Raw genomic sequence first — 26717 nt, forward strand, 5'->3', positions numbered from 1 at the left:
CCATGACCGCAACCGCTGTGCAGCCCCGCAGCGAGGAGGTCGTGATGAGTACAGCCGGCGTGACGAGCCGGTCCACACCGCCAGGCTGGACCCTGGACAACGGCCCGGCAGCCCACCCTTTCGCATAGATCGCCTCACCACCCAAGCGTGATGATCGGAGTAACGATGACGGCAGAGGCCCACTACATGGTCCCCGAGGTGACCTCCCGGTTCCCCGGCCTATCCACCCTGACCTCGACGAGATCAATCGCGACGTACAGGAGTATTACGATCGATTCATCCACCCCGCCGTCAAAAGAGACCACGACGAGCATGAAGGTTTCTATGTGGCGTGCGGAGCACATTACGTCTCGTACGTGTATCCAACCGGCCGGCCGGAACTGATGAAAATGACGGCCAGGATGTATGCCACCTGGGTAATCGTCGATGACATCATGGACAACAGTACAAGCCTCTCGTCCATCCACGATTGGGCCGGCATGTACCGGATCGCTCTGGAAGGGGAACCAGCAGCCGACGCACGGTTCAGGGCGATCTGGGAGCTGTTCGCGTCGGAAAGCTGGGACTCCCGGGTGTTGGACCTCGCAAAGTTCTCCCTGCGCAAGTATCTCGAGGCCACCATCAGCATCCGCGCGATCGAGATTCAGCGGAAGTCGATGACCGTCGACGAGTACTTCGACCTTCGAAGGTGGAACGACGCCATGCCAGCCATGGTCTACTTCGCGGCCCATGTAGACCCCGATCTCCGTGAACCCTTGCTGGAAATCCACGATCACCCCGCGTTTGAACAAGCGATAAAATACTGCGGGATAGCCACGGGAATCCTGTTGGATCTCTGCAACCTCAACAGGAGATATCAGGAAATCTGCCAGTACACCAACATCACCCGAATCATCGAGCGGGCAGAAGGGATCGACTTTCCGCAAGCTGTGGCCAGGACCATCGAATACTTCCACGAGTTCGAGGACAAGATGGCAGGCGCGCTGGACGAGATCGGGGCGATCAATCCCGAACTGAGCACAGCCATGAAACACCTGCAAGGGGGCACCGAGCGGTGGTTGACCATGATGCGGCGTGTCGGACGACGCTACGGAAAACTCACACCAGCACCGCCCAATCAGGCAACACATACATAAACGCTCGCCACGCACCACAATAGACTCACGCAACAGACCTCACCGCCGCTCACGCGAAGACTACGCGTATACACAGCCTGACGGACCTCGACAAAGAGCTGAATGGATTCGTGGCGATCCTCAAAGGAGCAACGTCGCCGCGACGGACGGCGGCGAGAGAACAAGGACCGCCGAGGGCGGCGACATCATGTGGATCACATGGGGCGCCGACACCGCCCATCTCTTGCCCCGGCTGATCGCCGGCCGGGAACGCGGCCCGCTGTTCCCGTCGGGGTACCGGCCCGGCCCGCACCGCCTGGCCACCACCGACCCCGACGACATCTGTCCGGATACCGGCCGAGGGACCACGCCGGGGGAGGCCTCGGTGATGTAGACGAGGGATGACTCATGAGTGAGGAACGCAAGGTCGGCGCCCGGGACGAGCGGGCAGCCGAGCGCCTGCGCGCCGACGGGCTGGACGTGGTCGACATCCGGATCGACCGGGACCCGGGGTAGTGCTGTCGGGGGTCCGGACGGTGACGTCTTCTGTGTGCCGGGCCGACCGGCGACGATCACGAATGCTGCCGCTGTTCGGACTCCGGCCGGAGCCCGCCAGCAGCCCCGAGGAACTCCCCGAGCACGGCGAGGTGGTCGTCAACCGTCATCAGCGACGCGCCCATCGTGTCCACGGAGAGGTGGGTGGCCCCCAACTCGCGCCATTCGTGCGCGGCGTCGATCAACTCCGCAATGTCCCCACGGAAGGTCACGCGTCCGTACATGCTCAGCGAGGCGGGGTCACGCCCCGCCTCGACCGCCGCCTCGTGGACGATGTCGATCGCCTGACGGAGTCCGTCGCCGACGGGCACGTTCGGTATCCAGCCATCGGCGACGCGTCCGGCACGACGCAGCGCCACCGGAGCCGATCCCCCGACGAGGAGGGGGATTGAACGGCGAAGGGGGAGGGGGTTGATGCCGGCCCCGACGACACGGTGGAACTCGCCCTGGAACGTGACGGAGGGCCGGCTCCACAGCAGTCGGAGGAGCTCGATCTGTTCCTCGAACTTGCGAGCTCTCAAGGAGAACCGCTCCCCGAGGGCCTCGTACTCGACCGCGTTCCACCCGATCCCGACCCCGAGCCGCAGGCGACCCTCGCTCAGGACGTCGAGTGTGGCGGCCTGCTTGGCGACCAGCGTTGTCTGTCGCTGCGGAAGGATGATCACCGCTGTGACGAGATCGAGGGTGGTGATCGCAGCGATGTGGCTGAAGACCACGAACGGTTCGAAGAACGCCGAATCGACGTCGTAGGTGTTCGCTCGCCAGCGGTCGTGGACGCGGCGATCGGCCCCGACCACGTGGTCGTAGGCCAGCACGTGCCCATAGCCGAGGCGCTCGACTTCGGTCGCGTAACGACGCACGGCGGTGGGTGAGGCTCCCAACTCGGTCTGTGGCAGGACCACGCCCAGCTGCATGACGTTGCCGATCTCCTTGTCTTCTGTGTCTTCTGTGCGACGAATCGAGCTCGGCCGGCGGCCGCGTGGCGGTGACCCGAGCTCATAGGCCCTGGTCAGCCGAAGGGTCGCTGGTGGCCCCAGACGCTCACGTGGTCGAAGGTCTTGACGGTCCAGTCCGCCTCGTCGACCTCAAGGCCGCCCCAGCCGTACTCCACCTCGAACCCGGAAGGGGACTCCACGTAGAAGGAGAGCATCAGGTCGTTGCTGTGCCTGCCGAACTCCTGGACGACCTTGAGCCCCTGGGCCCTGGCCCGGTCGAGGGCGTATCCGACGTCGTCGATCGAGGTGCACTGGAACATCATGTGGTTGAGTCGGGGGAGGCTCGGGGCCTCGACCAGCGCGAGGGTGTGGTGGCGCGGGTTGCACCGCAGGAACACCACGCCCGCGGACGAGGGGTTGGTCACGCAGTAGTCGGAGATCCGGAAGTCGAGGACCTCACGGTAGAACTCGACCGACTCGGTCAGCGACTCCGCGAACAACAGGATGTGCCCGGCGCCCTGGCGGCCGGTTACGAACCCCTCGTGGCCCAGGCCGAGGTCGACCTTCTGCTTCGGCTTGTGCGGGGCGATGTAGGCCACCGACCGGACGCCGTTCGGGTCCTCGAAGACGATCCGGTCGCGAGGGTGCAGCGCCGTCTCGGCGTCGAACTCGGCCTGCTTGTAGGGGTGGCCGCGTGTGCCCAACCGACTGCGCACCAGGTCCAACGCCGCCGGGTCCGGCACCTCCCACCCGATCTCGCGGACGTCGTCCTCACCGGTGGGGCTGAGCAGGTAGCGGAACCGGTGGTCGTCGATCCGGACTAGCCTGCTGTCCGTTCCGTCCAGATCGGACACCTCCGCACCGGCGAAGTCGCGGGTGAACGACACCCATGCCTCCAGGTCGCTGACGCCGAGCGACAGGTAGCCGAGTTGAATGTCCATGACCGTGCGTTCCTCTCCTGAGACCGGTGATGTGAGCAGTTGGTACGGGTGCCTCGTCTCGGGCTCGCGCCTGGGCATTAGGTGCTCAGCGCGCGGTTCCGGATGGCTCGGCGGTGGATGGGAGGAGCTGCGAGTGCCGGGTCACGCCTCGACGAGGTTCGGCAGCGGTGGCCTGCGCCCGGACACGCCGGCCGCGGCGGCGGTGGCCCGGCTGACCCGGCCGTCCCGGAAGAACTCGAGGAAGAGCTGGTTGATCAGCTCCGGTGAGTCGGTCTGGGCCTGGTGACCGGTCTTCTCCGGGTAGAAGAACTGGAAGTTGGGCAGCAGGTCCTCCTGCGCGTAGCCTGCCTCGACGGCGAGCACGACGTCCTCGCGGCCGTACACGTAGACCGTCGGGATGGTCAGGTCCTCCAGCCTGCCCCGCATCCGGAGCCGGGCCTTGACGTTGGCGTCCAGTGTGCCGCGGTACTCGGCCCCGACACCGCCCATCACCCGGGCGTAGGCATCCTTGTGCAGGTTGGCGGCGTGCGTCCGCATCGCGACGAGGTCGTCGGTGATCTGGTCGGCGTCGAGGATGATGGTGCTCATCAGCCGGCGCATGCTGTCCTCGGAGCCGTCGAACGGGACCGCGGGTGGCTTCTCCTCCGGGGTACGCGGATCTACCGCGGCCATCTCCTGCCAGTGCAGGTGGTCACCGATGTTCCCGGCGATCAGCGCGGCGCCCTTCACGCGCTCCGGGTGCGCGACCATGTACATGAGCGAGGCCGAGCAGCCCATCGAGTTGCCGCCGATGAAGAACCTGTCCAGGCAGAGGGCGGAGGCGAAGTCGTGGAGGTAGTCGACGATCCCGGAGAAGCCGGGCTCGTACTCCTCGATCGGGCCGGTCGTCAGGCCGAAACCAGGGAGGTCCGGACAGTAGACGCGGAAGCCCCGAGCCCCGAGGAACGGGGCCATGTGGCGGAAGCCCGCGGTCCCACTCGAACCGGCGATGCCGCCGTGGATCAGGATGACCGCCGGACCGTCTTCGCCGGAGGTCACGTAGTGGGACTTGACGCCGTTGGGTAGCCGGACCCACCGGCTGAGTAGGCCGGGGACGGAGATCAGGTGCTCTGCGGTGAGTGCCACGGAGGCGCTCCTCTCTGCTGCGTGATCGGGTTCGGGATCGCCTCCGGGGCCGGCGGCGACGGGCCGGCCGCTCACCGGCCGGTTCCAGAGCGGGGGAGGGGCTCGGCGTTGTCGTCCTTCGTCCGCTCGACCTCGGCCGCCAGGGCGACCAGCATCTCGTCCGCCCCTCGCCGCGCGACGAGCTGCACGCCGATCGGCAGGCCGTCGTCGTCCACCCCAGCCGGGATGCTGATCGCGGGTAGCAGGGCGGCGTTGACCCAGCCGGTGAAGGCGGCGTGATCACGGGGACCCGCGGCCCGGCCCGCGATGACATCCGGGTAGTCCTGCTCGGCGTCCCAGGCCTGGGCCGCGGTTGTCGGTGTCAGGATCACGTCGGCATCGCCGAAGGTGCGCTCGATCTCGTCCCGGTACCGCGCGTACCGCCGGGCGATGTCCGGCTCGTCGACCGCCGCGCCCTCCTGCGCGGCGACGAGCCTTCGCAGGCTGTAATCGTCGACGCGGTCGGCGAAGTCGGGGAACTCCGCCACGAGCTCCGCGACCACCGGACGGCTCAGCAGCCCGCCGAGCTCGCTCAGCTCGGCAAGATCTATGCGGAGCTCGCCGACGCGGACGTGATGCCCCAGCCCGCTGAGGAGGCGGGCCACGCCGCTCACGGCGTCCTGCAGCCGGGGATCAACCGGCAGGTCGTTGACGGCCCGCGCGACGTGAATGGTTTTGGGGGCCCCGTCGCCGATGATCCCGCAGGTCCAGGGCGCCAGGTCCGTTGAGCCCGGCTCCGGTTGCGCGATCACCCGCAGCACCACGTCGAGATCCGCCACCGACCGGGTGATCGGCCCCACCACGTCGAGGTCACCGAGCCAGACCGGGAAGCCCCCGCCCCGCGGAACCCGGCCCGGCGACGGCTTGAAGCCGACGACCCCGTTGTGCGCCGCCGGCCGCCGGACCGAACCACCCGCGTCGGTCCCCAGGGCGAACGCCGCGAAGCCCGCGGCGACCGCCGCGGCCGAGCCGCCGCTGGACCCGCCGGCGGTCAGCTCGGGGTTCCAGGGGTTCCGGGTGACCCCGAAGAGCCGGTTCCTGGTGTGCCCGTAGGCCGCGAACTCCGGCGTGTTGGTCTTGCCCAGCAGTACGGCACCCGCGTCCCGGAGCCTGGCGACGACGAGCTCGTCGTGATCCGGCACGAAGTCCTCGTATAGCGCCGAGCCCCACGTCGTCCGCAGGCCCTTCGTGAAGAGGTTGTCCTTGGCGAGGAAGGGCACGCCGTCCAGCTCGCTGCGGGCCTTGCCCCGGGCCCACCGGGCATCGGCTGCCCGCGCCTCCTCCTCGGCACGCGGGTTCAGCGTGACCACCGACCGCAGCGACGGGTCGAGCCGAGCGATCCGCTCCCGGTGCCAGGCCACGGCTTCGGACGGGGTGAGCAGTCCGGTCACGAAGTGCGTGACCACCGCGCTCAGCGGGAGTGTCGTCACGATCATGCTGATGCACCGCCCACCGGTTCCGCCGCCACCTTGTCCGCCTTTCGTTTGTTCCGCCCTGTGAACCGGGGCACGTACCGCGTCAGGAGGCCGGCGCCCACGAACCCGACCCCGGCGAGCGTGAGCGTGGCGAACGGCAGCGACGCCACGGCGATCAGCCAGGACACGACGAGCGGCGCAGCGGCCGAGCCGGAGTCGCCGAAGATCCGCCACGCCGCGAGGACTTTCGCGGGTGCTGCGGTGGGGGCGATGTCCGAGCCGAGCGTGAGCTGGATGCCGCTGCCTATCCCGTTCACGAAGCCGAGCAGGACCGCGACGACGAGGAGGGACTCGAACGAGTAGGCGAACGGGAGTGCCACGTGGCAGGCCGCGAGGCCGATCAGGCAGGGCAGGATGGCCCCCAGCCGCCCGAACCTGTCCATGATCTGGCCCGACGCGTAGAACGGGATCAGCTCGACGCCCGCCGAAATGCCTACGATGAGCGCGGTCTGCTGCGCGGACAGTCCGATGTGGACGCCCCAGAGCGGGATGAGGATCGTCTTCGACGCGCGGATCGCGGCGAGCATCGAGACGCCCGGCCCGAGGCGCAGCAGCACGTGCCGATGGGCCCGCACCGAGGTCACGGCCGAAGGGGAAGGCGGCGGGGCCTTGCGGGGATGCTCCGCTCCCCCCGGAGCCGGGAAGCTCTCCGGGTCAGGGAGCAGGAGCAGCACCGCGATCACGCTCAGGCAGGCGGCGATGTGTACGTAGAACACCGACTGCGTGCCGAGGGTGCTGATGAGGCCCACGGCCAGCCACGGCCCGAGGAACAGGCCAATGCGCATGGATCCGCCCAGGAGGGACAGCGACCGGGCTCGGCGCTCGTAGGGGACCATCACCGTCATGTAGGTGTGCCGGGCGAGTCCGAAGGTCGCGCCCGAGAAACCCAGCACCATCACGCCGATGGCGAGCTGGACCCAGCTCGCGGCGGTGAGACACACGACGGCCGCGCCGAGGCTCACGACCGCGGACATCAGCATCGCCCGCTGCTCACCGAAGCGACTGACGATCATCCCGCCGGGGAGGTCGCCGAGCAGCGTGCCGATCAGGATCCCGCCCGCGACGATGCCGCTGACCGCGAGGCTCCCGCCGAGCGACACGGTGAGGTCCGCCAGTACGGGGAGAATCGCCCCCTGTCCCAACGCGAAGATGAACGGAGGTAGATAGATCGCTACGTAGAATGCCTTCATCGCCGTCCTCCGTGCTCCACTGAGCGGAGCTCGCGCCAGTGGTGACAGGCGACCCGGACCCCGTTCGCCAAGGTCTCCATGTCCGGTTGCTCTGCCTCGCACACCGCCGTGGCGTGCGCGCACCGAGCGGCGAAGGGACAGCCGGCCCCGACCGCTGTCACCGCCTTGTGCATCCGTTCGTTGCGAGTCGCCGCGGCGTCCGCCCGCCGTCGCCGCTGCTCCGCGGGATCCGGGATCGGGGCCGCCGCCAGGAGGATGCGTGTGTAGGGATGGGCCGGTGCGGCGTAGACGGCGTCGGCGGGCCCCTCCTCCATCACCCGGCCGCGGTAGAGGATCACGATGCGGTGCGAGACGTGCCGCACCACGGCCAGGTCGTGCGAGACGAACAGGTAGCTCAGCCCGAGTTCGGTCTGGAGCGTCCGCAGTAGGTTCAGGACCTGCGCCTGGACGGAGAGGTCCAGGGAGCTGACCGGCTCATCGCAGATGATGAGCCGCGGATCGGTGACGAGCGCGCGGGCGATCGCGATGCGCTGACGCTGACCTCCGGAGAACTGGTACGGATAGCGGTCGGCGACCTCCGGATCCAGGCCGACCTTCTCCAGTGCCCGGCCGACCTTGTGCTCCACGCCCTCCGCCGGGCTGCGTCGGTGCTTGGCCCTGAAGGGCTCGGCCAGCGTCTGGCCGATCTTCCGAGCCGGGTTGAGGCTGCTGTACGGGTCCTGGAAGATCACCTGCAGGTCCGCGCACAGCAGTCTCCGCTTCCGCGCGGACGCCCGCGTCAGCTGCTCGCCGGCGAAGGAGATCTCGCCCCCGGCGACCGGAGCCAGGCCGAGCACCGCACGACCGATCGTCGTCTTGCCCGAGCCGGACTCGCCGACGAGCCCGACGGTCTCGAACTCCCGCACTTGCAACGACGCGTCGTCGACGGCCCGGACGACCCCGGCCCCCGCCTCGCCCCGGTAGTGCACCGAGAGCCCGGCGACGTCCAGCAGTACTTCACGTTCAGCGGCGACCGCTGTCATCGTTCCCCTCCGTGGTCCACCGTCTCCAGGGTCAGGAGAGCCGGCCGGTCGACGTGGATGCATCGACACAGCCGCCCCGGCGCAGGTATCTCGAGTGGGACGCCGTGCTCGCCACAGGCCGCCGTCGCGTGGCCGCATCTCTCCTCGAAGTGACAGCCGACCGGCCAGTCACCCGGCGACGGCACGACGCCCGGAATCGTCGGGAGCATCTCCTCGGCTGCCCCGTGCTGTGGGTTCGCCTCGAGCAGGGCCGTCGTGTAGGGGTGCAACGGGCGCGTGAAGACGGCCTCGATCGACGCGTCCTCCACCACCTGGCCTGCGTACATGACGACGGCCCTGTCGCACATGTCCGCGAGGACACCCCAGTCGTGCGTGATCAGCAGGATCGCCATTCCGCGCTCGTGGCGGATCTCGCGGAGCAGATCGAGAATCTCGGCCTGCACCGTCACGTCGAGCGCCGTGGTCGGCTCGTCCGCGATCAGGAGGTCCGGGTCACCGGCGAGCGCCCGGGCGATGGAGACGCGCTGGGCCATGCCACCGGACAGCTCGTGGGGGTAGCGGCGCGCGACCTGCTCGGGATCGGGCAGGTGCACGCTGCGCAGGAGATCGACGGCCCGCCGCTCGGCGTCGGCCCGACTCAGCCCGGACTGGTGGCGCCGCACCACCTCCGCCAACTGCCAGCCGATCCGGAACGCAGGGTTGAGGCTCACCATCGGCTCCTGCGAGACCAGGGCGATCTCCTTGCCCCGGATCCGCCGCAGCTCGGCTTCGGAGAGGGCGGTGAGGTCGCGTCCGCCGTACCAGATGTGGCCCGACGTGACGTGCGCCCCGTCCGGCAGCAGCCCCATCACCGCGGTCGCCGTCGTCGTCTTGCCGCAGCCCGACTCGCCGACCAGACCGACGATCTCGCCGGGCGCGACCTCGAACCGGACCCCCTCGACGAGCAGTGTTTCTCCGCCGCTCGGCTTGGTCACCGCGACACCGAAGTCCTCGACCGCGAGCAGCACATCGCTCCCGGGACCGGCGTCCTCCGGCGGTGCCGCTCCGACCGCCGGCTTCCCCGATCCGCTCGCGGGCCGTCTGCGGGCCGCGAGCAGCAGCCTGCTGCCCTGCCGGGACCAGCCCTCCGCGCCGGCGTCCCGCAGGGAGTCGGCGAGCACGCCGAACGCGAGGGTGGTGAGCACCGTCGCCAGCCCGGCGGGCCAGATCAGCCACGGTTGCAGGGCGATGTTCGAGATGCCGTCCGCGATCAGACCACCCCAGCTCGGCGCGGGGGCGGGCACGAGCAGACCCAGGAAGGCCAGGCCCGTCTGGACCTGCAGGGCGATGCCCGCGACGATCGCCATCTGTACGACGACCGATCCCGTCACACGCGGCAGGACGTGTCGCGTCAGGATGAACGTCCAGCTGACGCCGGACACGATGGCGGCGTCGACGTACAGCTCCTCCCGGACGGAGAGCGCGACGGACCTGACGATCCGTGCCAGCCGAGGGGCGTAGAGAATGCCGAAGGCGCCCATCGCCAACCACTGGTTCGCCGGGTAGACGGCGAGCACCACGAGCTGGATGATCAGGCCGGGCAACGAGAGCACCAGATCGGAACCCCAGTTGATCATCGCGTCGACCCTGCCGCCGAAGAAGCCGGCGATCATCCCGATGGGCATACCCAGGAGCAGGACGACGAGAACGGTGATCCCCACCCCCTCCATCGTCGGCCCGGCGCCCGCGAGCAGCCGTTCGAAGACGTCCCGCCCCAGTCCGTCCGTGCCCAGCCAATGCGCTGAGCTCGGACCGGACAGCATCCCGGTCGCGTCGCCGGCGAACTGCGTGACGACGTCCGGCCGCAGCCTGGGATAGATGACGCCGATCGCCGTGACCACCCCCAGGAAGACGATCGACACGACGGCTTCGGGCTTGCGGAGCAGCCGGCGCCAGAGTCGGGGCGCGGGTGCCCGGCGGGGCGAGGCGTTCAGCGTTGCCATAAGAGCTTGGGTCTCGGTCATCCCTTACGCACCTTCGGGTTCAACCAGGCGTAGCTCACGTCGACGAGGACGTTGATCGCCACGACCATCACGGCGAAATAGACGATCAGGCCCTGGATCATCGGGAGGTCGTGCTTCTGCACCGACGTGACCGACAGCAGGCCCAGGCCCGGGAGCGCGAACAGTGCCTCGACCAGCACCGCACCTCCGACCAGGCTCACCGCGCTCAGGCCGATGACCGTGACGGCGCGCGGCGCGGCGTTCTTCAGCGCGTGCCGGAAGATGATGGACGGGTAGCTGACCCCGCTGGCCAGCGCCATCCGGACGTACTCGCTCCCCATGATCTCGGCCATCGCCTCGCGCACCTGCTTGGCGACGGTCGCCGTCGAGCTGAGACCGAGTGCGGCGACGGGCAGGATCAGAGACTGCAGCCAGAGGTCGGCGCCGTCGCCGAACGCGACGTAGCCGGACGCGGGCAGCAGGCCGAGGCTCACGCTGAGCCAGCTGATCAGCAGTGCCCCGATCCAGAACGACGGCGTGGCGAAACCGATCATGGCCACGATGTCGATCAGCCGGGAGATCCAGTTGCGCCGCACTGCGCTCAGCACGCCGACGACGATTCCGGCGACCGCGATGACCAGCAGCGCGCCCACCATGAGCCACAGCGTGACCGGCAGCCGCTCGGTGATGACCGACACGACGTCCTCGTTCGTGGCCAGCGAGGTTCCGAGATCGCCGCGCACGGCGGCCCCGAGCCAGTTCGTGTACTGGTTCCACAGTGGAAGGTCCAGGCCGAGCTCCTGCCGCAGGGCCGCGTACGCCTCGGCGGAGGCCTGGTCGCCGAGGATGTCGCGCGCGGCGTCGCCTGGGATGAACGAGATCAGGATGAAGTTGATCGCGCTCGCGGCGAGGAGCAGCGGGACCAGGGTCAGGGCCCGGCGCAGCATCGTTCCGAGCAGCCAGTGCCGGCCGAGCCATCGGTGCGCCGAGCCGTACGCCCACCTCAGCGGGCCGGGAGACGGTTCGCCGGGAGCGACGTCCAGTTTCGCGCTGGTCACTTCGGTTCCACGAGGTTCAGCCGTGCCATGGAGTACGCGAACCGGGAGTCCGAACTCGCGATCGGTGCGATCTTGTCCGGGTCGTAGACGAAGATCTGGTCGATGTCGAAGACCGGGGCGAAGTAGGCCTGCTCCTGAGCACGCTCGACGACCTGGTGCATCAGGGCGATCGACTCGTCCGCGGGTGCGGTGAGGGCCTTCTGAAACGCGGCGTCGATCTCCGGGTCGTTCCACTCCGGCGTCGACACCCGGAACGTCGCCTTGCCACCCCAGAACGAGGCGTAGTTGAACAGGTTGTAGTTGACCGGCCACAGCGCGACGAATGTCTCCCGCTGCCCGCTCTGGAAGAGCTGTAGCTGAGAGCTGGTCTGATCGACCTCGATCTTCATGGTGATCCCGATGTCCATTAGGGACTGCGCGATCGCCTGGCACTGCGTGAGGTTCGTCGCGGCGCACGAGGTGTTCGTGGCGAAGCCGTTCGGGTAGCCGGCCTCCGCCAGCAGCGCCCGCGCCCGCTCCGGATCGTGACCGTAGCGGCCGCGCAGGTCTGCACTGTCCCCGTCGAGGGTCGTCAGGGCGCTCGTCGGAGTGCCGTACCCGACGTTCGTCACCTGATTGATGCTCTCCCGGTCGAGCGCGTAGTTGACGGCCTGCCGCACCCGGATGTCGCTGAAGGGGCCGGTCTCCAGGTTCCCGAAGAAGAGCAGGTCGGTGTTCCCGACGAAGCTCGCCGTGGCCATTCCGGAGCTCTCGGCGGTCTTGACCGTGGGGAAGGTCGTTCCTCCGGCCAGGTACATGTCGACCTGGCCGGTCTGAACCGCCTGCAGGAGCGTCGAGGGGTTCGAGATGACCCGGTAGACGACCTTGTCCCAGCGCGTGCGGCTGTCCGCGTCGAAGTAGAACTCGTTCGGGACGAACGTGTAGTGGTCACCGGTGACGGTTTCGGCGGGGTCGAGCTTGTACGGCCCGGCCCCCGCGGGGTTCGTCGCCAGGCCGTCGGGGTCGGCGACCGCGTTCGGTGATGCGATCCCACCCCAGCCCTGGGTCCAGGACGAGAGAACCCACGGAACCAGCGGATTGGCCTCGGCCAGGTTGAGCCTGACCTCCCATTCGCTGACGACATCGACCGAACCGACCTTCAGCGCGGCCTGGAACGGGCCCGGGGTCGCCGCCATGTACTCGAACCACGTCTTCGCGGCGGCCGCGTTGACCTGCGATCCGTCGGAGAACTTCGCGTCCTGGCGGAACGTCAACTGGAAGGTGGTGTTGCCCTCACCCACGTACCCGAAGGACTCCGCGAGCCCGGGGCTGATCGTGCCGTCCTCCTCCAGCGTGAGAATGCTCTGGTTGGTCAGCGGCAGGTAGCTGGCGAACAGTGCCTGGGCCGGGTTCAGGTTGGGGAACGGAGCAGCTGCGGCACCGATCGTGAGGGTGCGGTCGCCGGCGGCGCTCGACCCACCGGCGTCGTCTGACGACGTCCCGCAGGACGCCAGGAGCAACGCGGCTGCCAAGAATGGCACTATGGCTGGCTTCAGTGATCGTCGCACCATCGAGCTCTGCTCCACTCTCGTGATGGCCTGCCAGGGTTCGGGGCTGGCAAATGCCGGTCGTCGTTCGGGTCAACGTGCGTTCGTGAAGGCTCAGCAAATCGAGATCCGCGGCCGGGTATATCCCATTTCGCGGAGGAGCCCGGGGGAATTCCGAATCTGTATTGTGCAGTTCATCGCTACGCTGCCGTAGATGCGGTTCCATCGCATGGAACGGTTCTGCACTACCACCAATGTCGCGGTCTTCCCAGGACACGCCCGAGGTCCGCAGACCGCACCGCGATCGAGGGCCCGTCGCGCGGTCGAGCTGCGGAGCCGGCCGGACACTAGGTCTCCGGGATGCTGACGTAGATGTCGCCGTCGCGGATCTCGACGGCGTAAGTCGCGATCGGCGCGGTCGCCGGAGCCGTCATCGCCTCGCCGGTGCGGATGCAGAACTGTGCGAAGTGCAGCGAGCACTCGATGCGATCGTCGTCGACATATCCGTCCGAAAGGAAGAAGTGGTCGTGGCTGCAGATGTTGCTGGTCGCGTACACCTCGCCGCCGATGTTGTAGACCGCGACCGGCGGCTCGGCGCTCGCCTGCCTGACCTCTCCCTCCTTCAGTTCGGCTACTGGGCAGACCCTGATGACTGACAACGGCGAACCTCCGATCCTCGGGCGTTCTCGGGGTGGGCTCTGCCGGCGAACTCCCGCTCCGCTCCGCGCCGGCAGAGCCCGTCGCCCCTCTTCAGTGCGGGCGGTCCACCGTGGACCCCCTCGTTCCGTCCCCACGGAGGCGCGAAGCTCGTCGCCATCCTCCCTGCGGAGCGATCGCCAGGCAAAGACCGGGTTCCGTACCATGGACCGTTTCTCAATAAAAGCGACTGGTCGCAGAATTATGATCGTTCAAGCTTCTTGTGTGGCTCGATTCGTTCCCGAACCGGAGGTACGTGATTTAACCTGATCGAATCGGCCGAGGCCTTCTCCGTCGTTGCCGGAGGCCTCATGATCCAGTAGATCAAGTGTGTGCAGAGCGCTGTATCGCAGAGTCGCAGGCGGCGTCGTGTCAGGGAGGACCAACCCATGCACAGGTCGAGCGATGAAGATGCCCCGGGTACCGAGCCACTGACCGAATTGGACGGCTGCCTCCTCGGCTGCCAGGACGAACCGGTGGCTGAGTCACGCGGCGCCCTGAGTTCGGTCGATAAGGCGCTGGCGATCCTGACCGCCTTCGATCGCTCACACCAGGTGATGGGGGTGTCCAAGGTCGCGAGGCGGATCGGGCTCCCCAAGTCGACGACGCATCGCTTGCTGGCTGTCCTCGTGAGCTGGGGTCTCGTGTCGAGAGAAGGGACGATGTACTCGCCCGGCCGGAAGCTGATGGAGCTGTCGTCCCTGGGGCAGATGCCCACCCTTCGGGACATCGCCCTGCCGCACCTCCAGGACCTCTACGAGCTCACCCGCCAGACTGTGCATCTGGCCGTGCTGGACAAGTCTGACGTTCTCTACGTCGAGAAGCTCTACGGTCACAACCGCGTCGTCACCCCATCGGCCGTGGGCGGTCGGGTTCCGGCGAGCTGTGCGGCGATCGGCAAGGCGATGCTGGCGTACAGTCCCGAGGACGTGGAGGCGTTCGAAGCACGTCCACTCCCGCGGCTCACCTCCAACAGCATCGCCGAGCTCCGTCGACTGCGCCTCGAGTTGGAGCAGGTGCGACTGACCGGTGTCGCCTACGACCGCCAGGAGGCGGCGGCGGGGCTCACGTGCGTGGCAGCGCCGATCCTCACTCCCGCGCGGGAGCTCATCGGCGGGGTATCGGTCGCCGGTCCGGCCCGGAGCTTCGTTCCATCGGCGTTCTCCGTGGCGGTCAGAACGGCTGCCGCCCAGATCGCACGGTCCCTGCTGTCCCCGTCGGCGCGGCACCCGCGCCTCTGGACGATGTCCGCTGCCGGGTACGTGAGGATTGACGTGTCGGAGAGATAAAAGGATCATCCCCGTGTGGGAGGTGCTCAGCGCCGCTGATGCTGGTCCGGGACCAGAGAAACGGTGGTGCGCCAAGGAAATATGATGATCGGTTGGTGCGCCGCCGGTCGCGATCCGGATCCGTCGGCGGCAGCGCTGAACGCCCAGTCGATGAAGAACAGCGAGGGCGGCCAGGCGCGGGGATTCGATATGGGCAAGAGAATATGGGCCGACGGCGGATACGCCAACACGCGATGATCAGGCTGATGGCCACCCGACTGCACGCTGCTCCTGCGTCCGGACGCTAGGACGCCCGGACGCAGGAGTACGGAGGAACAACGGGCTATTGCTTCGCCTCCAGGAACCGCCGGGCATGGGCGGCGTACTCCTGGGGGAACTCGAAGGGTGGCCAGTGTCCGCAGCGATTCAGGACGACGAGGTTCGCCTGGCTCAGGTAGCTCATCAGCAGCGTCGCGTGCTCCAGCGGCACCATCCGGTCGAACCGCCCGTGCACGATGAGAGTCGGCGTACTGATCGAGCTCAGGTCGGCCAGGCGACTGTGCGGGTACGACGGCCCGCCCCCGCCCTCCCCGTTGACCGCCACGTCCCGCAGCCGCCACTCGTACAGCGCCTCGACGAGCTCCGGCGTCACCAGCTCCTCGTCGTAGACGATCGACCGGAGCAGCTGCCGGATGAGGGCCGGCGAAGGCGGGTTCTCCCGGGACTCGGCGAATCGACGTAGGACCTCGCTGGGGAAGGGGGCCAGCGTGTACGGGTCCCCACCCGTCGAGGCGTGGCACGCGCCGATCATCATCCTGTCGACTCGCTCGGGCTGCTGCAGCGCCATCACGATGGCCACGGTCCCGCCCATCGAGGTCCCGAGGACGGGTGCAGAGTCGATGCCGAGCTCGTCCATCACGTGGAACGTGTTGCGCGCACACACCTCGTGCGCCGGTTCGTTGATCGCGCGACGGCTGCTGAGGCCGAAGTTCGGGAAGTCGAGGAGGATGCAGCGGTAGCTGTCCTGCAGCTTCTCGACGACACCCTTCCACGTCAGCCAGGCGGACGTGCCCGGGCTCGGTCCGAACGCCTGCTGGATGATGACCGGCGGACCACTCCCGATGTCGTGGACGTGGACGAAGCCGCCGTCCCCGTCATCGATCTTCCGGCTGTACCGACGGTCGACGAACAAATCCGCTACCGACTCTGTGGTCATCCGTGCCCGCCTAGAAGAAGACGCTGAGGTTTTTGGACAGGATCACATTCTGGTCCAGCAGGATCGCCCGCGAGGCGATGCGGAACTCACCCTCGTCGGAGACCCTGAGGATGTCGTGGCGTTCGCCCGCCCAGATGTCGACCTCCGACTCGAGCCGGTTCCGATAGCACAGGAAGTTCGACTGGACCCCGAACTCGTGGACGTCGCCGACGGACTCGTCGATCCGCACGTTGCTGAACAGGTGGCGGCAACGCGACGGCGGGTCCTCGGCCCAGTGCCTGCCCGACTCCATCTGGCCCACCCGGACCATCATCGACCGCTTGCTGTCGTCGAAGTGGGCCATGTGCGTGCCCGAAGTGAACTCCGACTCGCCCCGCTGGCGGCGCAACCGGTTCTTCCGCACCGGCATGAAGTAGCGCATGTCGTCGGTGAACAGGTCCAGCCAGTCCCGCCACCGCCACGTGTCGAGCAGGTCGGCTTCCCGGTACAGGAACTGTTCGACGCTGTACTGCAGCGCGACGGCCTCCGGATCCACCAGGCTGTGGATCAGCTTTCGCGGCGACGCGAGCTCGGGCGCGCTCATCGGGCATGCTCCGAGACGGTGGCGGAGCCGGTTCCGTTCGGCGCCGCCTGCGCGCTCTTCGGCGTGTACGGCCATTTGGCACTCGTCATGAACTCGAGCCACCGACGGTAGAACGCGCGCTGTGGTCCCTCGGACATGATCGTGCGGGAGAGCTTGCCGGGGAAGCCCGCGTGCATGCGGTCCTCCTTCCCGATTCCCATTGTGTAGTTCCACTTCATCTCACGGGTCCGGTGCCCCTGTTCGAGTAACTGACCGATGAGGTCCCAGTTCTCGCCGTCATCGGACTCCACGACGCCGGCTGCGCCCTCGGTGACCGTCGCCGACAGCTGGGTGCCCCGCTTGACCTCGTCGGGAGCGTCCTTGTCCACAACGGTGAAGGACCAGATCTCGAACTTGTTGGGACCCTTCGGGTGCCAGATGCGCAGGTTCGCCTGCCCGGGCAGACCCGAGAAGTTCGGGAACACGTTCATGTGGCCGCGCAGCTTCGCCCGCTCCGGGCCGAGGCGCTGCTCGGCGATGGCGAGCTTCTCGGCCTCCCAGTCGTCCGAGGGCTGGTGCTCGCCGTCCTCGTGCCGCAGAATGTCGCGCAGCTCCGACTTGGTGCCCGCGAGGCTGTACCCGGTGGTGTGTCCCTCACGCAACGCCGCCTGCTCGCCCATATTGGAGTCTCGGTCGCGGCGCTTGTTGTACGCCCCGAACGACGACGCGTGCGTGATCACCGCGTGGTAGGCGTCCCCGCCGAACTGTTCGGCACCCATCTTCCAGTTGCCGTGGATCGTCCACTTGATGACGCCGGGAAGGAACTCGATGCCGCCTGGTGTCTGGTCGAGGAACGAGTCCAGGTAGAACGTCATGTCGCCGAGGTAGTCCAGCAGCGGAGGCGCCTCGGGGTCGAAGGTCGCGAAGTGCAGCCCGCGGTAGGAGTCGATCTGCGCGACCTTCAGCAGACCGTTCTGCGAGTAGTCCAGGTCGCCGAGGTACGCCTCCTCCGACATCGGCACGTTGATGAGCTTGCCCTCGTTGTCGTAGGTCCAGCCGTGGTACGTGCACATGAACGACTTGGCGTTCCCGTCCTCGGCACGGCAGACCTTCATGCCCCGGTGCCTGCAGGCGTTGAGGAACGCCGTGACGGAGCCGTCGGCCAGGCGCGACACGATGACTGGGTCGCCGCCCATGTACGTCGAGAAGAAGTCGTTCGGCTCCGGGATCATCGAATCGTGCGCCAGGAAGAGCCAGGCGCGGTCGAAGACCTGTGCAAGTTCCTGCCGGTAGATCTCCTCATCGATGAAGATTCGGGGTGAAATCTGCCCGTTCTCCCAGTCGACCAGTGTTTTCAGCTCATCTGGATCAATCGCCACAGCGACCTCCCATCGATTGGCCCGCCTTCGTCGGATGACAAACGACTCGGCACCATAGGTCGCAGATATCCGGAGGCAGACCCCAGCAAGACGAGTTCGATTCTCTGCGGGCGGCGGGCGGTCGGTCCAGCGCACGTTCTACGGGCTGGAACGGGTCCGACAGCGGCACCGCGCCTCGCGCACGCTGCCGCGCCGGCTTCGTTCTGCCTGCTAGAACAATGGATGGATTACGTCGGGGGCGTAAGCGACGATCGGAGGCAGAAGTCCGGCAGAACCGGCTAGCCGAATGAATTCGCGCGCTCGCGCTTCGCTTTCTCGAGCATTTCACCGATTGTGAGGTACGCCTTCGTGAGCGCCGTGATTCCGACGAGGAATACGAAGGGAATCGGCCAGGCTGTCGGCGTTGCTCACCCTGCCGATTCCGGAGCGAGCAGCTCACCTGCAGCAGGAAGTGACGGAGACCTGGTCATGAACTCACATCCCTTGGTGGTCGTCGGTGCCTCGCTCGCCGGCGTGCACGTCGTTCGAGGTGCGCGGGAAGCGGGCTTCCGCGGGCCGATCGTGCTGATAGGCGCCGAGGACCACCTGCCCTACGATCGCCCTCCGCTGTCGAAGCAACATCTCCACGGTGACGTCCTCCCCCCGGACGTCCTCCTCGACCGCTCGGTGCTCGAGGACGATCTCGGGGTGCGTCTCGAACTCGGCCGCGCAGCGACCGGCCTGGACGTCGACGAACAACTGCTGTTCCGCGGTGACGAGGAGATCCGGTACCAATCCCTGGTGATAGCGACCGGCTCGGAGCCCAGGCGCCTGCCCAGCGCCGGGACCGTCTCCGCCGTCACCTGCCTGCGCACCTACGACGACGCACAGCGCATCCGACGGCGATTGACACCCGGCGCGCACATCGTGGTCGTCGGCGCCGGCCTCATCGGTTCCGAGGTGGCCTCCGCGGCGCTCGCACGAGGCTGTCGGGCGACTCTCGTCGACGTCGACGAGATCCCGCTTCGTCGGGTCGTCGGGCCGGAGATCGGCGAGGCCGTCGCGACTCTTCAATCCGCCGCGGGGGTCGACCTGCGCCTCGGGACGGGCATCGAACGGGTGGCGGCGGCCGGGGAAGGGGCCGAGGTCGTGCTGAGCGATGGGAGCCGGCTCACCGCGGACCTCGTCGTGGTCGGCATCGGATCGACCCCGGCCACCTCGTGGCTGGCGGGCAGCGGGCTCGTGCTCGAGCCCGACCGCAGCATCGCCTGCGACTCCCACCTGCGCGCGGCACCGAACGTCTACGCGGCCGGCGACGTGGCCACCTGGTGGAACGGAAGTCTCGATGGGCGGTGCCGGTTCGAGAACTGGACCAACGCGATCGCTCAGGGCACCCACGCCGGACGTAACGCCGCTGCCGGCGGGCCCACCTCGCCCTACCGGGGCACTCCCTACGTGTGGACGGACCTGCACGGCGTCCGGCTCCAGGTCGCGGGTCAGGTCCAGCACTGCACCACACACGTAGTCCGCCCCGGCGCCCCGCTATCCGGGTTGATCGCGGTCACCGCTCGCAGTGGAGTCGCGGTCGGACTCCTCTGTGCAGATCAAGCGGCGGCACTGGGACGGGGTCGCCGGCTCCTCGGCCGGGCGTCCCTCGACGAGATGGTCGCCACCGTGACGAAGGCCGCGCGGGGCGGCACACCGGCTGCCACCTCGGCCGACGCGGCTCGCTAGCTGGTCACCTACAGGGCGTGCCCAGTGCCGGTCTCGGCCCGCCGCACCCACGAGCGAAGCGCAGCACCCACCTGATCGTCGTGGGTCAGGGGTGCTCGGGCCGTCGATCCGCCTCCAGGTCTCCTGCCTGCAGGAGGGGTGTGCCGACGGTCTCGCGCAGGGAAAGGGCCGCGACGAGGCCGAAGACGGCCGCGACCATCAGGTATGGGCCAGGGACGAGGGGGCTGCCGGTCGCAGCGATGAGGACGGTCATCAGGTAGGGCACCGTGCCGGCGAACAGCGCCGCGGTCACGTTGTAGGAGACGGAGAGGCCTCCCTGGCGGGTACGGGTCGGGAAGATCTCCGCCGACCACACCGCGTAGGTGCCGAGGATGGCCGCCAGGATGACGCCCAGCGCGAGCGCGGCGACCCAGGTCCCGACAAGGCTCGACTGCATCAGCAGGAACGCGGGAGTAGCCAGGACGAAGAGCGCGACGGCCGCGGCGATGAAGAGGGGGCGACGGCCGACGCGATCCGACAGATGGCCGAACGCGGGAACCAGAACCAGCCCCACCAGCGAGATCACAGTGGACAGTAGTGCGGCGTTGCCCGCGGAGTGGCCGAGGTGGTCGGTCTCGTAGGTGACGAGGTAGGTCAGCACCGCGTAGAACGTCACGTGCATCATGGTCATCAAGCCCGCTGCCTGCAGCAGCTGCTTCTTGTTGTGGCGGAAGAGTTCCTTCACCGGGCTGCGCGGCACGTTGTCGGTGGCCTCGAGGGTCCGGTACTCCGGGGTGTCCTCGATCTTGTTGCGGATGACGAAGCCGATGACGCCCAGCGGCGCGGCGATGAGGAACGGGATGCGCCAGCCCCATGAGGTGAGCTCGTCCTCCGCCAACCCGGTCGACAGCAGGAGAAACACGAACGAACCCCCGAGGAATCCCAGCAGGGAGCCGACTTCCAGCCAGCTGACGCCGAACCCGCGGAACCTGCGCGGGGAGTGCTCAGCGAGGAAGCTGGCCGCGCTGCCGAACTCACCTCCTGCTGCGAAACCCTGCACCAGACGCAGGAATACCAACAGCAACGGTGCGGCGATACCGAGTGTCTCGTAACCCGGGAGCAGTCCGATACCGAGCGTCGCGCCGGACATCACGAAGATGACGATGGACAGCGTGCGCTTGCGACCGATCCGGTCCCCGAGCGGTCCGAAAACCAGCGCACCGAGGGGGCGAATGCCGAAGGACACCGCGAACACGCCGAACACCGCGAGCAGTGCCGCGGTGTCGTTCTCCGCGGGGAAGAAGACCGTGGCGATGGTGCTCGCCAGGTAGGCGTAGGCGGCCCAGTCGAACCAGTGCACGAAGACGCCGACCGCGCCGGCCGCGACGCTGCGGCGCAGCGCGGCTGGATCGGCTAGCTCGTGGGTGATGCCCTCGGCAGCGGGGGAGTCGCTAGTGGTCATGGTGCCTCCGTAAGGGACCGCCTGTGCGGATGACGCTAGAAGCTGTTCACAGAATCGGACAAGAAGAAAGAGATGGTGTAATGCATCGATAAAACTGATCGGCTATCGCTGAACTGCGTTGACATGGAGGCACAACAGCGGCGAAACAGGAAATTCACGCGCGAAGTCCATCCAATATGGATAGTCAGGCGACGCGTCTGCCGGTGAGCGCCTCCGGTGCGGTAAGGATGTGCAGTTGTTCCTCGGTGAGCAGTTCCCGTTCGCGCACCAGATCCAGCGGGGGCCTACCGGTGTGGTGTGCCTCGAGCGCGATCGCGCACGCCATCTCGTAGCCGAGCGTGGGGCTGAGCGCGGTCACCAGTCCGGTTGAGACAGCCACGATCTCCGCCAGCCGGTCGCGGTTGGCGGTGATCCCGAGCACGCAGTGTTCTCTGAGGACCCCGATCCCAGCGGTGAGGTGGTCGAGCCCTGCGGTCAGTGCTCGGGCGATGATGGGTTCGAAGGCGTTGAGCTGCAGTTGCCCGCCCTCGGCGGCGAGTGTGACGGTGACGTCGTGGCCGATGATCTCGAAGGCGATCTGGTTGACCGCCTCCGGGATCACGGGATTGACCTTGCCCGGCATGATCGAGGACCCCGTCTGCCGGGCGGGCAGGGTGATCTCGCCGAGTCCGGCCTGCGGGCCGGAAGACAGCAGGCGCAGATCGTTGCAGATCTTCGACAGCTTCACCGCGGTCCGTTTCAACACGCCGGACAGCTGGACGAACACTCCGACGTCCTGGGTCGCCTCGATGAGATCGGGGGAGGAGACGAGGGTGGGGATGCCGGTCAGCGACCGGAGGTGCGCGATGGCGAGTTCGCGGTAGCCGGGCCGAGCGTTGAGACCTGTACCAATGGCGGTTCCGCCGAGGTTCAGCTCGTGCAGCAACAGACGGGTTTCGGCAAGGCGTTGCTCGTCTTCGGCGAGTGTGGCGGCGTAGGCACCGAACTCCTGGCCCAGCGTCATCGGCACCGCGTCCTGCAGTTGGGTGCGCCCCATCTTGAGCACGTCGGCGAACTCGACCGCCTTGGCGGTGAACGCTTCCCGTAGTTCGGCGAGCGCGGCGAGCAGTTCGGCGAGGTGCCGGTCGAGGGCCAGCTTGACCGCGGTGGGATAGACGTCGTTGGTGCTCTGACCCAGGTTGACGTGGTCGAGCGGGTGCAGCACCGAGTACTCACCGCGGTGGTGGCCGAGCAGTTCGAGAGCGCGGTTGGCGACGACCTCGTTGGCGTTCATGTTCGTCGACGTGCCCGCACCGCCCTGGATCAGATCGACCACGAACTGGTCGTGTAGCGCGCCGTTGCGGATCTCGGTGCACGCGGTCGCGATGGCGCGGGCCCTGGTCTCATCGAGCGCGCCCACCTCGGCGTTCGCCGCAGCAGTGGCGTGCTTCACCGCCGCCAGGGCGTTGACCAGATGGGATCTGTCGGCGAGGCGTTCACCGGTGATCGGGAAGTTGGCCAGGGCGCGCGCGGTGTGGGCGCCGTAGTAGGCGTCGGCGGGAACGCTGATCTCGCCGAGCATGTCGTGCTCTATCCGGGCTGTGCGGGACATCGTTGTCCTCCAGAGGGGGGCTCGGAAAGTGAGGGTGAGACTGGGGTGCAGTGGGTGGCGGACCAAGGTGACGGGGCCGGGCGGCACGTCATAAGACCTCCCTCCGCGTCGCGCGGTCCACGCCGGTCCAGGCGAGCGCGACCGCGCCGTCGAGCAGGGCTCGCTGGGCGGTGCCGCCGACGCAGAACGCGGCGAACTCGCGTTGGTGGTTGGTGGCGGGCAGCGACCCGATGCCGATGTAGGGGTGGATCGCGGGCACGACCTGGGACACGTTGCCCATGTCGGTCGATGCGCGGTTCATCCGGGCCGCGGTACCGGCCGGGGCGAACTCGCGGCCCAGTTCCAGCGCGTTGGCCCGGTAGGCCGCCAGCGCCTGCTCGTCCGCGCGGAACTCGGCGTAGGGCTTGCTCTCCGGTTCCACCGTCAGCTCGCAGCCGGTGGCCAGTGCGCCTGCCTCGAACGCGCGCAGCACGCGGGGTTCGAGCTCGGCGAGCTCGGCGAGTGTCTCGGCCCGGACGTACCAGCGGCCGGTGGCGTTCTCCGGGATCGCGTTCGGCGCGTCTCCGGCGTGCGTCACCACGCCGTGCACGCGGGCGGAAGACGGGAGTTGCTGGCGGAGCAGCCCGATCGCGACCTGTGCGACGGTGAACGCGTCGGCCGCGTTGATCCCGGCTTCGGGGTAGGCCGCGGCGTGCGCGGACTTGCCCGTGTAGGAGACCTTCGAGTGGCTCACCGCGAACGGGCGCGCCTCGGCGACGTCGACGGGGGCCGGATGGACCATCATCGCGAGGTCCACGCCCGTGAACGCACCCCGGTCGAGCATTTCGATCTTGCCGCCGCCGCCCTCCTCGGCCGGAGTGCCGTACACCTCGACGGTGATGCCGGCATCGTCGGCGACGGCGGCGAGCCCCAGTGCGGCGCCGACGGAACTGGCGGCGATGAGGTTGTGCCCGCAGGCGTGGCCGAGCCCCGGGAGGGCGTCGTACTCGGCGCACAGCGCGATCCTCGTGGGCCCGGCACCGAACCGTGCGAGGAAGGCTGTGTCCAGCCCCAGATATCCGGCGGTCACCTCGAACCCGGCGCGGTCGAGCAGATCGGGCACCGCCGCGGCGGCCCGGTGCTCCTCCCACGCCGTCTCCGGATCGGCGTGCAGCCGTTCGGACAGCTGGATCAGCTCGTCGGCGTGCTGGTCGACCTGTTGCCGGGCGGCGGTCTTCAGCGCGGACATCAGAGATCGCCTGGCACGCCGTACGACGGTGCCGACGCGGGGTTGAGGCCGCGTCGGACATAGTCGTCGCGTTGGGGTAGCCAGATGTCGAGCACCTCGCCGAGACGTTCGACCGGGTCCTCTGCCCAGTCCACGCGCAGGTCGGTGACCCGCCAGTCCACGTCGGCCACGACGACCAGCCCGGCCGAGTGCACTGGGCCCGCCTCGCCGCCGGCGGCGACCGCGGCCTCCAGCGCGGCGAGTAGCCGTTGCTCCAGTTCGCCGGTCGCCGAGACGAACGCGTCGAGCAGTACCTCGGGAATGTGCTCGCCGCAGAGCATGTTGCCCGCCGCCACCAGTCCGTCGGCGCTCGCCGTCGCGTGCTTGCCCAGCGTCTCGGCGCCGCTGTAGGCGAAACCGGGGCCACTGCGCCCGAGCACGGTCAGCTGCCGGTACGCGATGTGCTCGGCGGCGCCGGCCACCTCGGCGAGCGCGCGTTCCGCGTCGCCGTGCTGGGCGAGCCCGTCGAGCAGCCGGGCGCCGAGGCGGGGATCGGTGACGTTCTGTGAAGTAGCCGCCCCGATGCCAGGGCGCAGGTGCGCGACCCTGGCCGCGACGGCGGGACTGGACGAGCTGGCGACGATGCCGAACCGGTCGCCATCACGCGCCACGAGCGACAAGGTCACCGTTCCTCCTCAGGGATCACCGCGATGGCGTCGATCTCGCACAACCACTCCGGACGGGCCAGCGCGGAGACCACCACCCCGGTCGAGATCGGGTGCACGCCCTTGGTCCACCGGCCGACGACTCGGTACACCGCTTCGCGATACCGCGGGTCGATCAGATAGATGGTGAGTTTGACCAGGTGCTCCATCCGGCTGCCTGCCTCTTCGAGGAGCATCTTGATGTTCGCCATGGCCTGCTCGGCCTGCGCGCCGGCGTCGCCGATCCCGACGGACTCGCTGGTGTCGAGGTCCTGCCCGATCTGGCCGCGCACGTAGACGGTGCCGTTCGCGACGACGGCCTGGCACAGGTCGTTGTCGAGGTTCTGTTCCGGGTAGGTGTCGGCGGTGTTGAACGGCCGGATCCGCTTGTGCGCGGTCATCGGGCTGTGCCTCCCATCATCGGTCCCTTCGCGTCGTGACCGCGGGTGAAGCGGACACCGGACCAGCGTGACGCCCGGCCCAGGTTCTGTCCAACAGATGTTTCGGTGGCAATGAATCGAAATTTTGGATGCAATGGCGGGGGAACCTTGGATCAACAAATCAGAACTAAAGCTGCAACAACATCTGTTGGACACGGAGTTCGCCGCCAGCGACGATTCGATGAGGCGCACAGAGGTGTGGAGACAAACCGACCCGGTTTGCCCGTTGTTCGTAGTGGAGGTCTGGATGTCGAGCCGAGAGGTTGAGGTCCTCGTTGTAGGCGGGGGCCAGGCCGGCCTGGCGATGAGTGAACATCTGAGCGACTGCGGCGTGCCGCACCTCGTCGTGGAACGGCACCGGATCGCTGAGCGCTGGCGTTCGGAGCGGTGGGACTCGCTGGTCGCGAACGGGCCTGCGTGGCACGACCGCTTTCCCGGTCTGGAGTTCGTCGATCTCGACCCGGACGCCTTCGCGTCGAAGGAAAAGATCGCGGACTACTTCGAGGCCTACGCGGACAAGATCTCCGCACCGGTTCAGACCGGTGTCGAGGTGACGTCCGTGCGGAGGCACGCCGGCCGGCCCGGTTTTCGCGTGGAGACCTCGGACGGAACCATCGACGCCCGCTTCGTCGTCGCCGCGACCGGGCCGTTCCAGCGGCCCGTGATCCCGCCGATCATCCCCGACGACGCAGGGCCCCTGCAGATCCACTCCAGCTCCTACCGGAACCCTGAGCAACTACCCGAAGGCGCTGTACTGGTGATCGGAGCCGGATCGTCCGGGGTGCAGATCGCCGAAGAGCTCCACCGGTCGGGGCGGCGCGTCTACCTCTCCGTCGGCCCCCACGACCGGCCTCCGCGCCGGTATCGCGGGCGCGACTTCTGCTGGTGGCTTGGAGTTCTCGGCAAGTGGGACGCCGAGACACCGCCGCGGGGAGCCGAGCACGTCACCATCGCGGTCAGCGGCGCACGCGGCGGTCACACTGTGGATTTCCGTGCCCTCGCCGCGCTCGGCATCAATCTCGTCGGCCTGACCGCCTCCTACGACAACGGGACCATCCGCTTCGCGCCGGACCTCGGCAGCAACATCGCGGGCGGCGACGCGAACTACCTGTCGCTACTCGACGAAGCCGACGCCTACGTCGCGCGCAACGGCCTGGAACTGCCCGAGGAACCGAGTGCCCGCACGCTCGGGACAGACCCGGACTGTGTGACCGACCCCCTCCTGGAACTCGACCTGGCTGCCGTCGGAGTCGGCTCTATTGTGTGGGCGACCGGATTTGCCGTCGACTACAGCTGGCTGCAGGTCGACGCGCTCGACGAGAACGGCAAGCCACGGCACCGGCGAGGTGTGTCCTCCGAGCCTGGCGTCTACTTCCTGGGGCTGCCGTGGCTGGCGCGGCGCGGGTCGAGCTTCATCTGGGGTGTCTGGCACGACGCCAAGTTCGTGGCCGACCACATCGCGACCCAGCGCGGCTACCTCGAGCATTAGGTGATCGACCTCGGTGGCCGGCTGTGAGGCGCATGTAGACAGTCGTGC

General features: G+C 68.0%; 24 protein-coding genes and 1 pseudogene. 7 read left to right on the forward strand and 18 right to left on the reverse strand.

From position 1 onward, the window contains the following. The first annotated feature begins 2 nt into the window (after positions 1 to 2). From ABZ863_RS23565 to ABZ863_RS23575, 3 genes are all read left to right on the forward strand, one after another. The gene (locus ABZ863_RS23565; RefSeq protein ID WP_358539289.1) at positions 3 to 128 is read left to right on the forward strand and encodes a hypothetical protein; all 126 of its coding nucleotides are present in this window, start codon (positions 3 to 5) and stop codon (positions 126 to 128) included. Positions 129 to 356: 228 nt separating this feature from the next. Beyond that, the gene (locus ABZ863_RS23570; protein WP_358539292.1) at positions 357 to 1136 is read left to right on the forward strand and encodes a terpene synthase family protein; all 780 of its coding nucleotides are present in this window, start codon (positions 357 to 359) and stop codon (positions 1134 to 1136) included. A gap of 187 nt (positions 1137 to 1323) precedes the next feature. Continuing rightward, the gene (locus tag ABZ863_RS23575) at positions 1324 to 1509 is read left to right on the forward strand and encodes a hypothetical protein (RefSeq protein ID WP_358539294.1); all 186 of its coding nucleotides are present in this window, start codon (positions 1324 to 1326) and stop codon (positions 1507 to 1509) included. A gap of 178 nt (positions 1510 to 1687) precedes the next feature. On the opposite strand, the gene ABZ863_RS23580 is transcribed toward ABZ863_RS23575, so the two are convergent. The 10 genes from ABZ863_RS23580 to ABZ863_RS23625 all read right to left on the reverse strand — a co-directional run bounded on the left by ABZ863_RS23580 (position 1688) and on the right by ABZ863_RS23625 (position 13622). Further along, complete coding sequence (locus tag ABZ863_RS23580; protein WP_358539296.1) at positions 1688 to 2584, reverse strand: LLM class F420-dependent oxidoreductase; 897 nt, start codon at positions 2582 to 2584, stop codon at positions 1688 to 1690. A 95-nt stretch (positions 2585 to 2679) separates the two neighbouring features. Further along, positions 2680 to 3546, reverse strand: a complete 867-nt coding sequence (locus ABZ863_RS23585; RefSeq protein ID WP_358539299.1) for a VOC family protein — start codon at positions 3544 to 3546, stop codon at positions 2680 to 2682. A gap of 141 nt (positions 3547 to 3687) precedes the next feature. Further along, a complete protein-coding gene (locus ABZ863_RS23590; protein ID WP_358539302.1) occupies positions 3688 to 4671 on the reverse strand; it encodes an alpha/beta hydrolase in 984 nt (327 codons plus the stop codon). A gap of 71 nt (positions 4672 to 4742) precedes the next feature. Continuing rightward, positions 4743 to 6146, reverse strand: coding sequence for an amidase (locus ABZ863_RS23595; protein WP_358539304.1), 1404 nt, complete (start codon positions 6144 to 6146; stop codon positions 4743 to 4745). Then, complete coding sequence (locus ABZ863_RS23600) at positions 6143 to 7375, reverse strand: MFS transporter (protein ID WP_358539307.1); 1233 nt, start codon at positions 7373 to 7375, stop codon at positions 6143 to 6145. The genes ABZ863_RS23595 and ABZ863_RS23600 overlap by 4 nt, the downstream gene beginning before the upstream one ends. Further along, positions 7372 to 8397, reverse strand: coding sequence for an oligopeptide/dipeptide ABC transporter ATP-binding protein (locus ABZ863_RS23605; protein ID WP_358539310.1), 1026 nt, complete (start codon positions 8395 to 8397; stop codon positions 7372 to 7374). The genes ABZ863_RS23600 and ABZ863_RS23605 overlap by 4 nt, the downstream gene beginning before the upstream one ends. After that, positions 8394 to 10400, reverse strand: coding sequence for a dipeptide/oligopeptide/nickel ABC transporter permease/ATP-binding protein (locus ABZ863_RS23610; RefSeq protein ID WP_358539313.1), 2007 nt, complete (start codon positions 10398 to 10400; stop codon positions 8394 to 8396). Before ABZ863_RS23610 ends, ABZ863_RS23605 begins: the two co-directional genes overlap by 4 nt. Continuing rightward, positions 10397 to 11437 carry an ABC transporter permease gene (locus ABZ863_RS23615; RefSeq protein WP_358539316.1) on the reverse strand — a complete coding sequence of 347 codons (1041 nt, stop codon included), beginning with the start codon at positions 11435 to 11437 and terminating at the stop codon, positions 10397 to 10399. Before ABZ863_RS23615 ends, ABZ863_RS23610 begins: the two co-directional genes overlap by 4 nt. After that, entirely contained in the window at positions 11434 to 12948 is a 1515-nt protein-coding gene (locus tag ABZ863_RS23620) for an ABC transporter substrate-binding protein (protein ID WP_358539318.1), read from the reverse strand. The genes ABZ863_RS23615 and ABZ863_RS23620 overlap by 4 nt, the downstream gene beginning before the upstream one ends. A gap of 362 nt (positions 12949 to 13310) precedes the next feature. Beyond that, the gene (locus tag ABZ863_RS23625; protein WP_358539321.1) at positions 13311 to 13622 is read right to left on the reverse strand and encodes a bifunctional 3-phenylpropionate/cinnamic acid dioxygenase ferredoxin subunit; all 312 of its coding nucleotides are present in this window, start codon (positions 13620 to 13622) and stop codon (positions 13311 to 13313) included. A 513-nt stretch (positions 13623 to 14135) separates the two neighbouring features. On the opposite strand from ABZ863_RS23625, the gene ABZ863_RS23630 reads away from it, so the two are divergent. Continuing rightward, positions 14136 to 14948 carry an IclR family transcriptional regulator gene (locus ABZ863_RS23630; protein WP_358539324.1) on the forward strand — a complete coding sequence of 271 codons (813 nt, stop codon included), beginning with the start codon at positions 14136 to 14138 and terminating at the stop codon, positions 14946 to 14948. Between the two features lie 99 nt (positions 14949 to 15047). Then, positions 15048 to 15166 (forward strand): annotated as a pseudogene (locus ABZ863_RS23635) (IS5/IS1182 family transposase); the annotation flags it as partial. Positions 15167 to 15270: 104 nt separating this feature from the next. Here the strand turns inward: ABZ863_RS23635 and ABZ863_RS23640 are convergent. From ABZ863_RS23640 to ABZ863_RS23650, 3 genes are read right to left on the reverse strand one after another with little or no spacing between them, the layout of a single operon-like run. Next, positions 15271 to 16143 (reverse strand): alpha/beta hydrolase, encoded by an 873-nt coding sequence (locus tag ABZ863_RS23640; RefSeq protein WP_358539327.1) that lies wholly within the window; start codon positions 16141 to 16143, stop codon positions 15271 to 15273. 10 nt (positions 16144 to 16153) lie between these two features. Then, entirely contained in the window at positions 16154 to 16726 is a 573-nt protein-coding gene (locus ABZ863_RS23645; RefSeq protein WP_358539329.1) for a 3-phenylpropionate/cinnamic acid dioxygenase subunit beta, read from the reverse strand. Beyond that, on the reverse strand, positions 16723 to 18084 hold the full coding sequence (locus ABZ863_RS23650) for an aromatic ring-hydroxylating dioxygenase subunit alpha (protein ID WP_358539331.1): 1362 nt from the start codon (positions 18082 to 18084) through the stop codon (positions 16723 to 16725). Before ABZ863_RS23650 ends, ABZ863_RS23645 begins: the two co-directional genes overlap by 4 nt. Before the next feature lie 468 nt (positions 18085 to 18552). Between ABZ863_RS23650 and ABZ863_RS23655 the strand changes: the two genes are divergently transcribed. Then, a complete protein-coding gene (locus ABZ863_RS23655; protein ID WP_358539333.1) occupies positions 18553 to 19797 on the forward strand; it encodes an NAD(P)/FAD-dependent oxidoreductase in 1245 nt (414 codons plus the stop codon). 85 nt (positions 19798 to 19882) lie between these two features. Here the strand turns inward: ABZ863_RS23655 and ABZ863_RS23660 are convergent, their stop codons facing one another. From ABZ863_RS23660 to ABZ863_RS23680, 5 genes are all read right to left on the reverse strand, one after another. Further along, a complete protein-coding gene (locus ABZ863_RS23660; RefSeq protein ID WP_358539336.1) occupies positions 19883 to 21238 on the reverse strand; it encodes an MFS transporter in 1356 nt (451 codons plus the stop codon). A gap of 184 nt (positions 21239 to 21422) precedes the next feature. After that, positions 21423 to 22829, reverse strand: coding sequence for an aspartate ammonia-lyase (locus tag ABZ863_RS23665; RefSeq protein WP_358539338.1), 1407 nt, complete (start codon positions 22827 to 22829; stop codon positions 21423 to 21425). Between the two features lie 88 nt (positions 22830 to 22917). Then, a complete protein-coding gene (locus ABZ863_RS23670) occupies positions 22918 to 24057 on the reverse strand; it encodes a M20 family metallopeptidase (protein WP_358539341.1) in 1140 nt (379 codons plus the stop codon). Further along, positions 24057 to 24722 (reverse strand): DUF1028 domain-containing protein, encoded by a 666-nt coding sequence (locus ABZ863_RS23675; RefSeq protein ID WP_358539343.1) that lies wholly within the window; start codon positions 24720 to 24722, stop codon positions 24057 to 24059. Before ABZ863_RS23675 ends, ABZ863_RS23670 begins: the two co-directional genes overlap by 1 nt. Next, positions 24719 to 25141 carry a RidA family protein gene (locus ABZ863_RS23680; RefSeq protein WP_358539345.1) on the reverse strand — a complete coding sequence of 141 codons (423 nt, stop codon included), beginning with the start codon at positions 25139 to 25141 and terminating at the stop codon, positions 24719 to 24721. The genes ABZ863_RS23675 and ABZ863_RS23680 overlap by 4 nt, the downstream gene beginning before the upstream one ends. 286 nt (positions 25142 to 25427) lie before the next feature. On the opposite strand from ABZ863_RS23680, the gene ABZ863_RS23685 reads away from it, so the two are divergent. Continuing rightward, positions 25428 to 26669 carry an NAD(P)/FAD-dependent oxidoreductase gene (locus ABZ863_RS23685; protein WP_358539348.1) on the forward strand — a complete coding sequence of 414 codons (1242 nt, stop codon included), beginning with the start codon at positions 25428 to 25430 and terminating at the stop codon, positions 26667 to 26669. Positions 26670 to 26717: the final 48 nt, after the last annotated feature.

The organism is Saccharomonospora sp. NPDC046836, from assembly GCF_040645195.1.
Classification (GTDB): Bacteria; Actinomycetota; Actinomycetes; order Mycobacteriales; family Pseudonocardiaceae; genus Prauserella_A.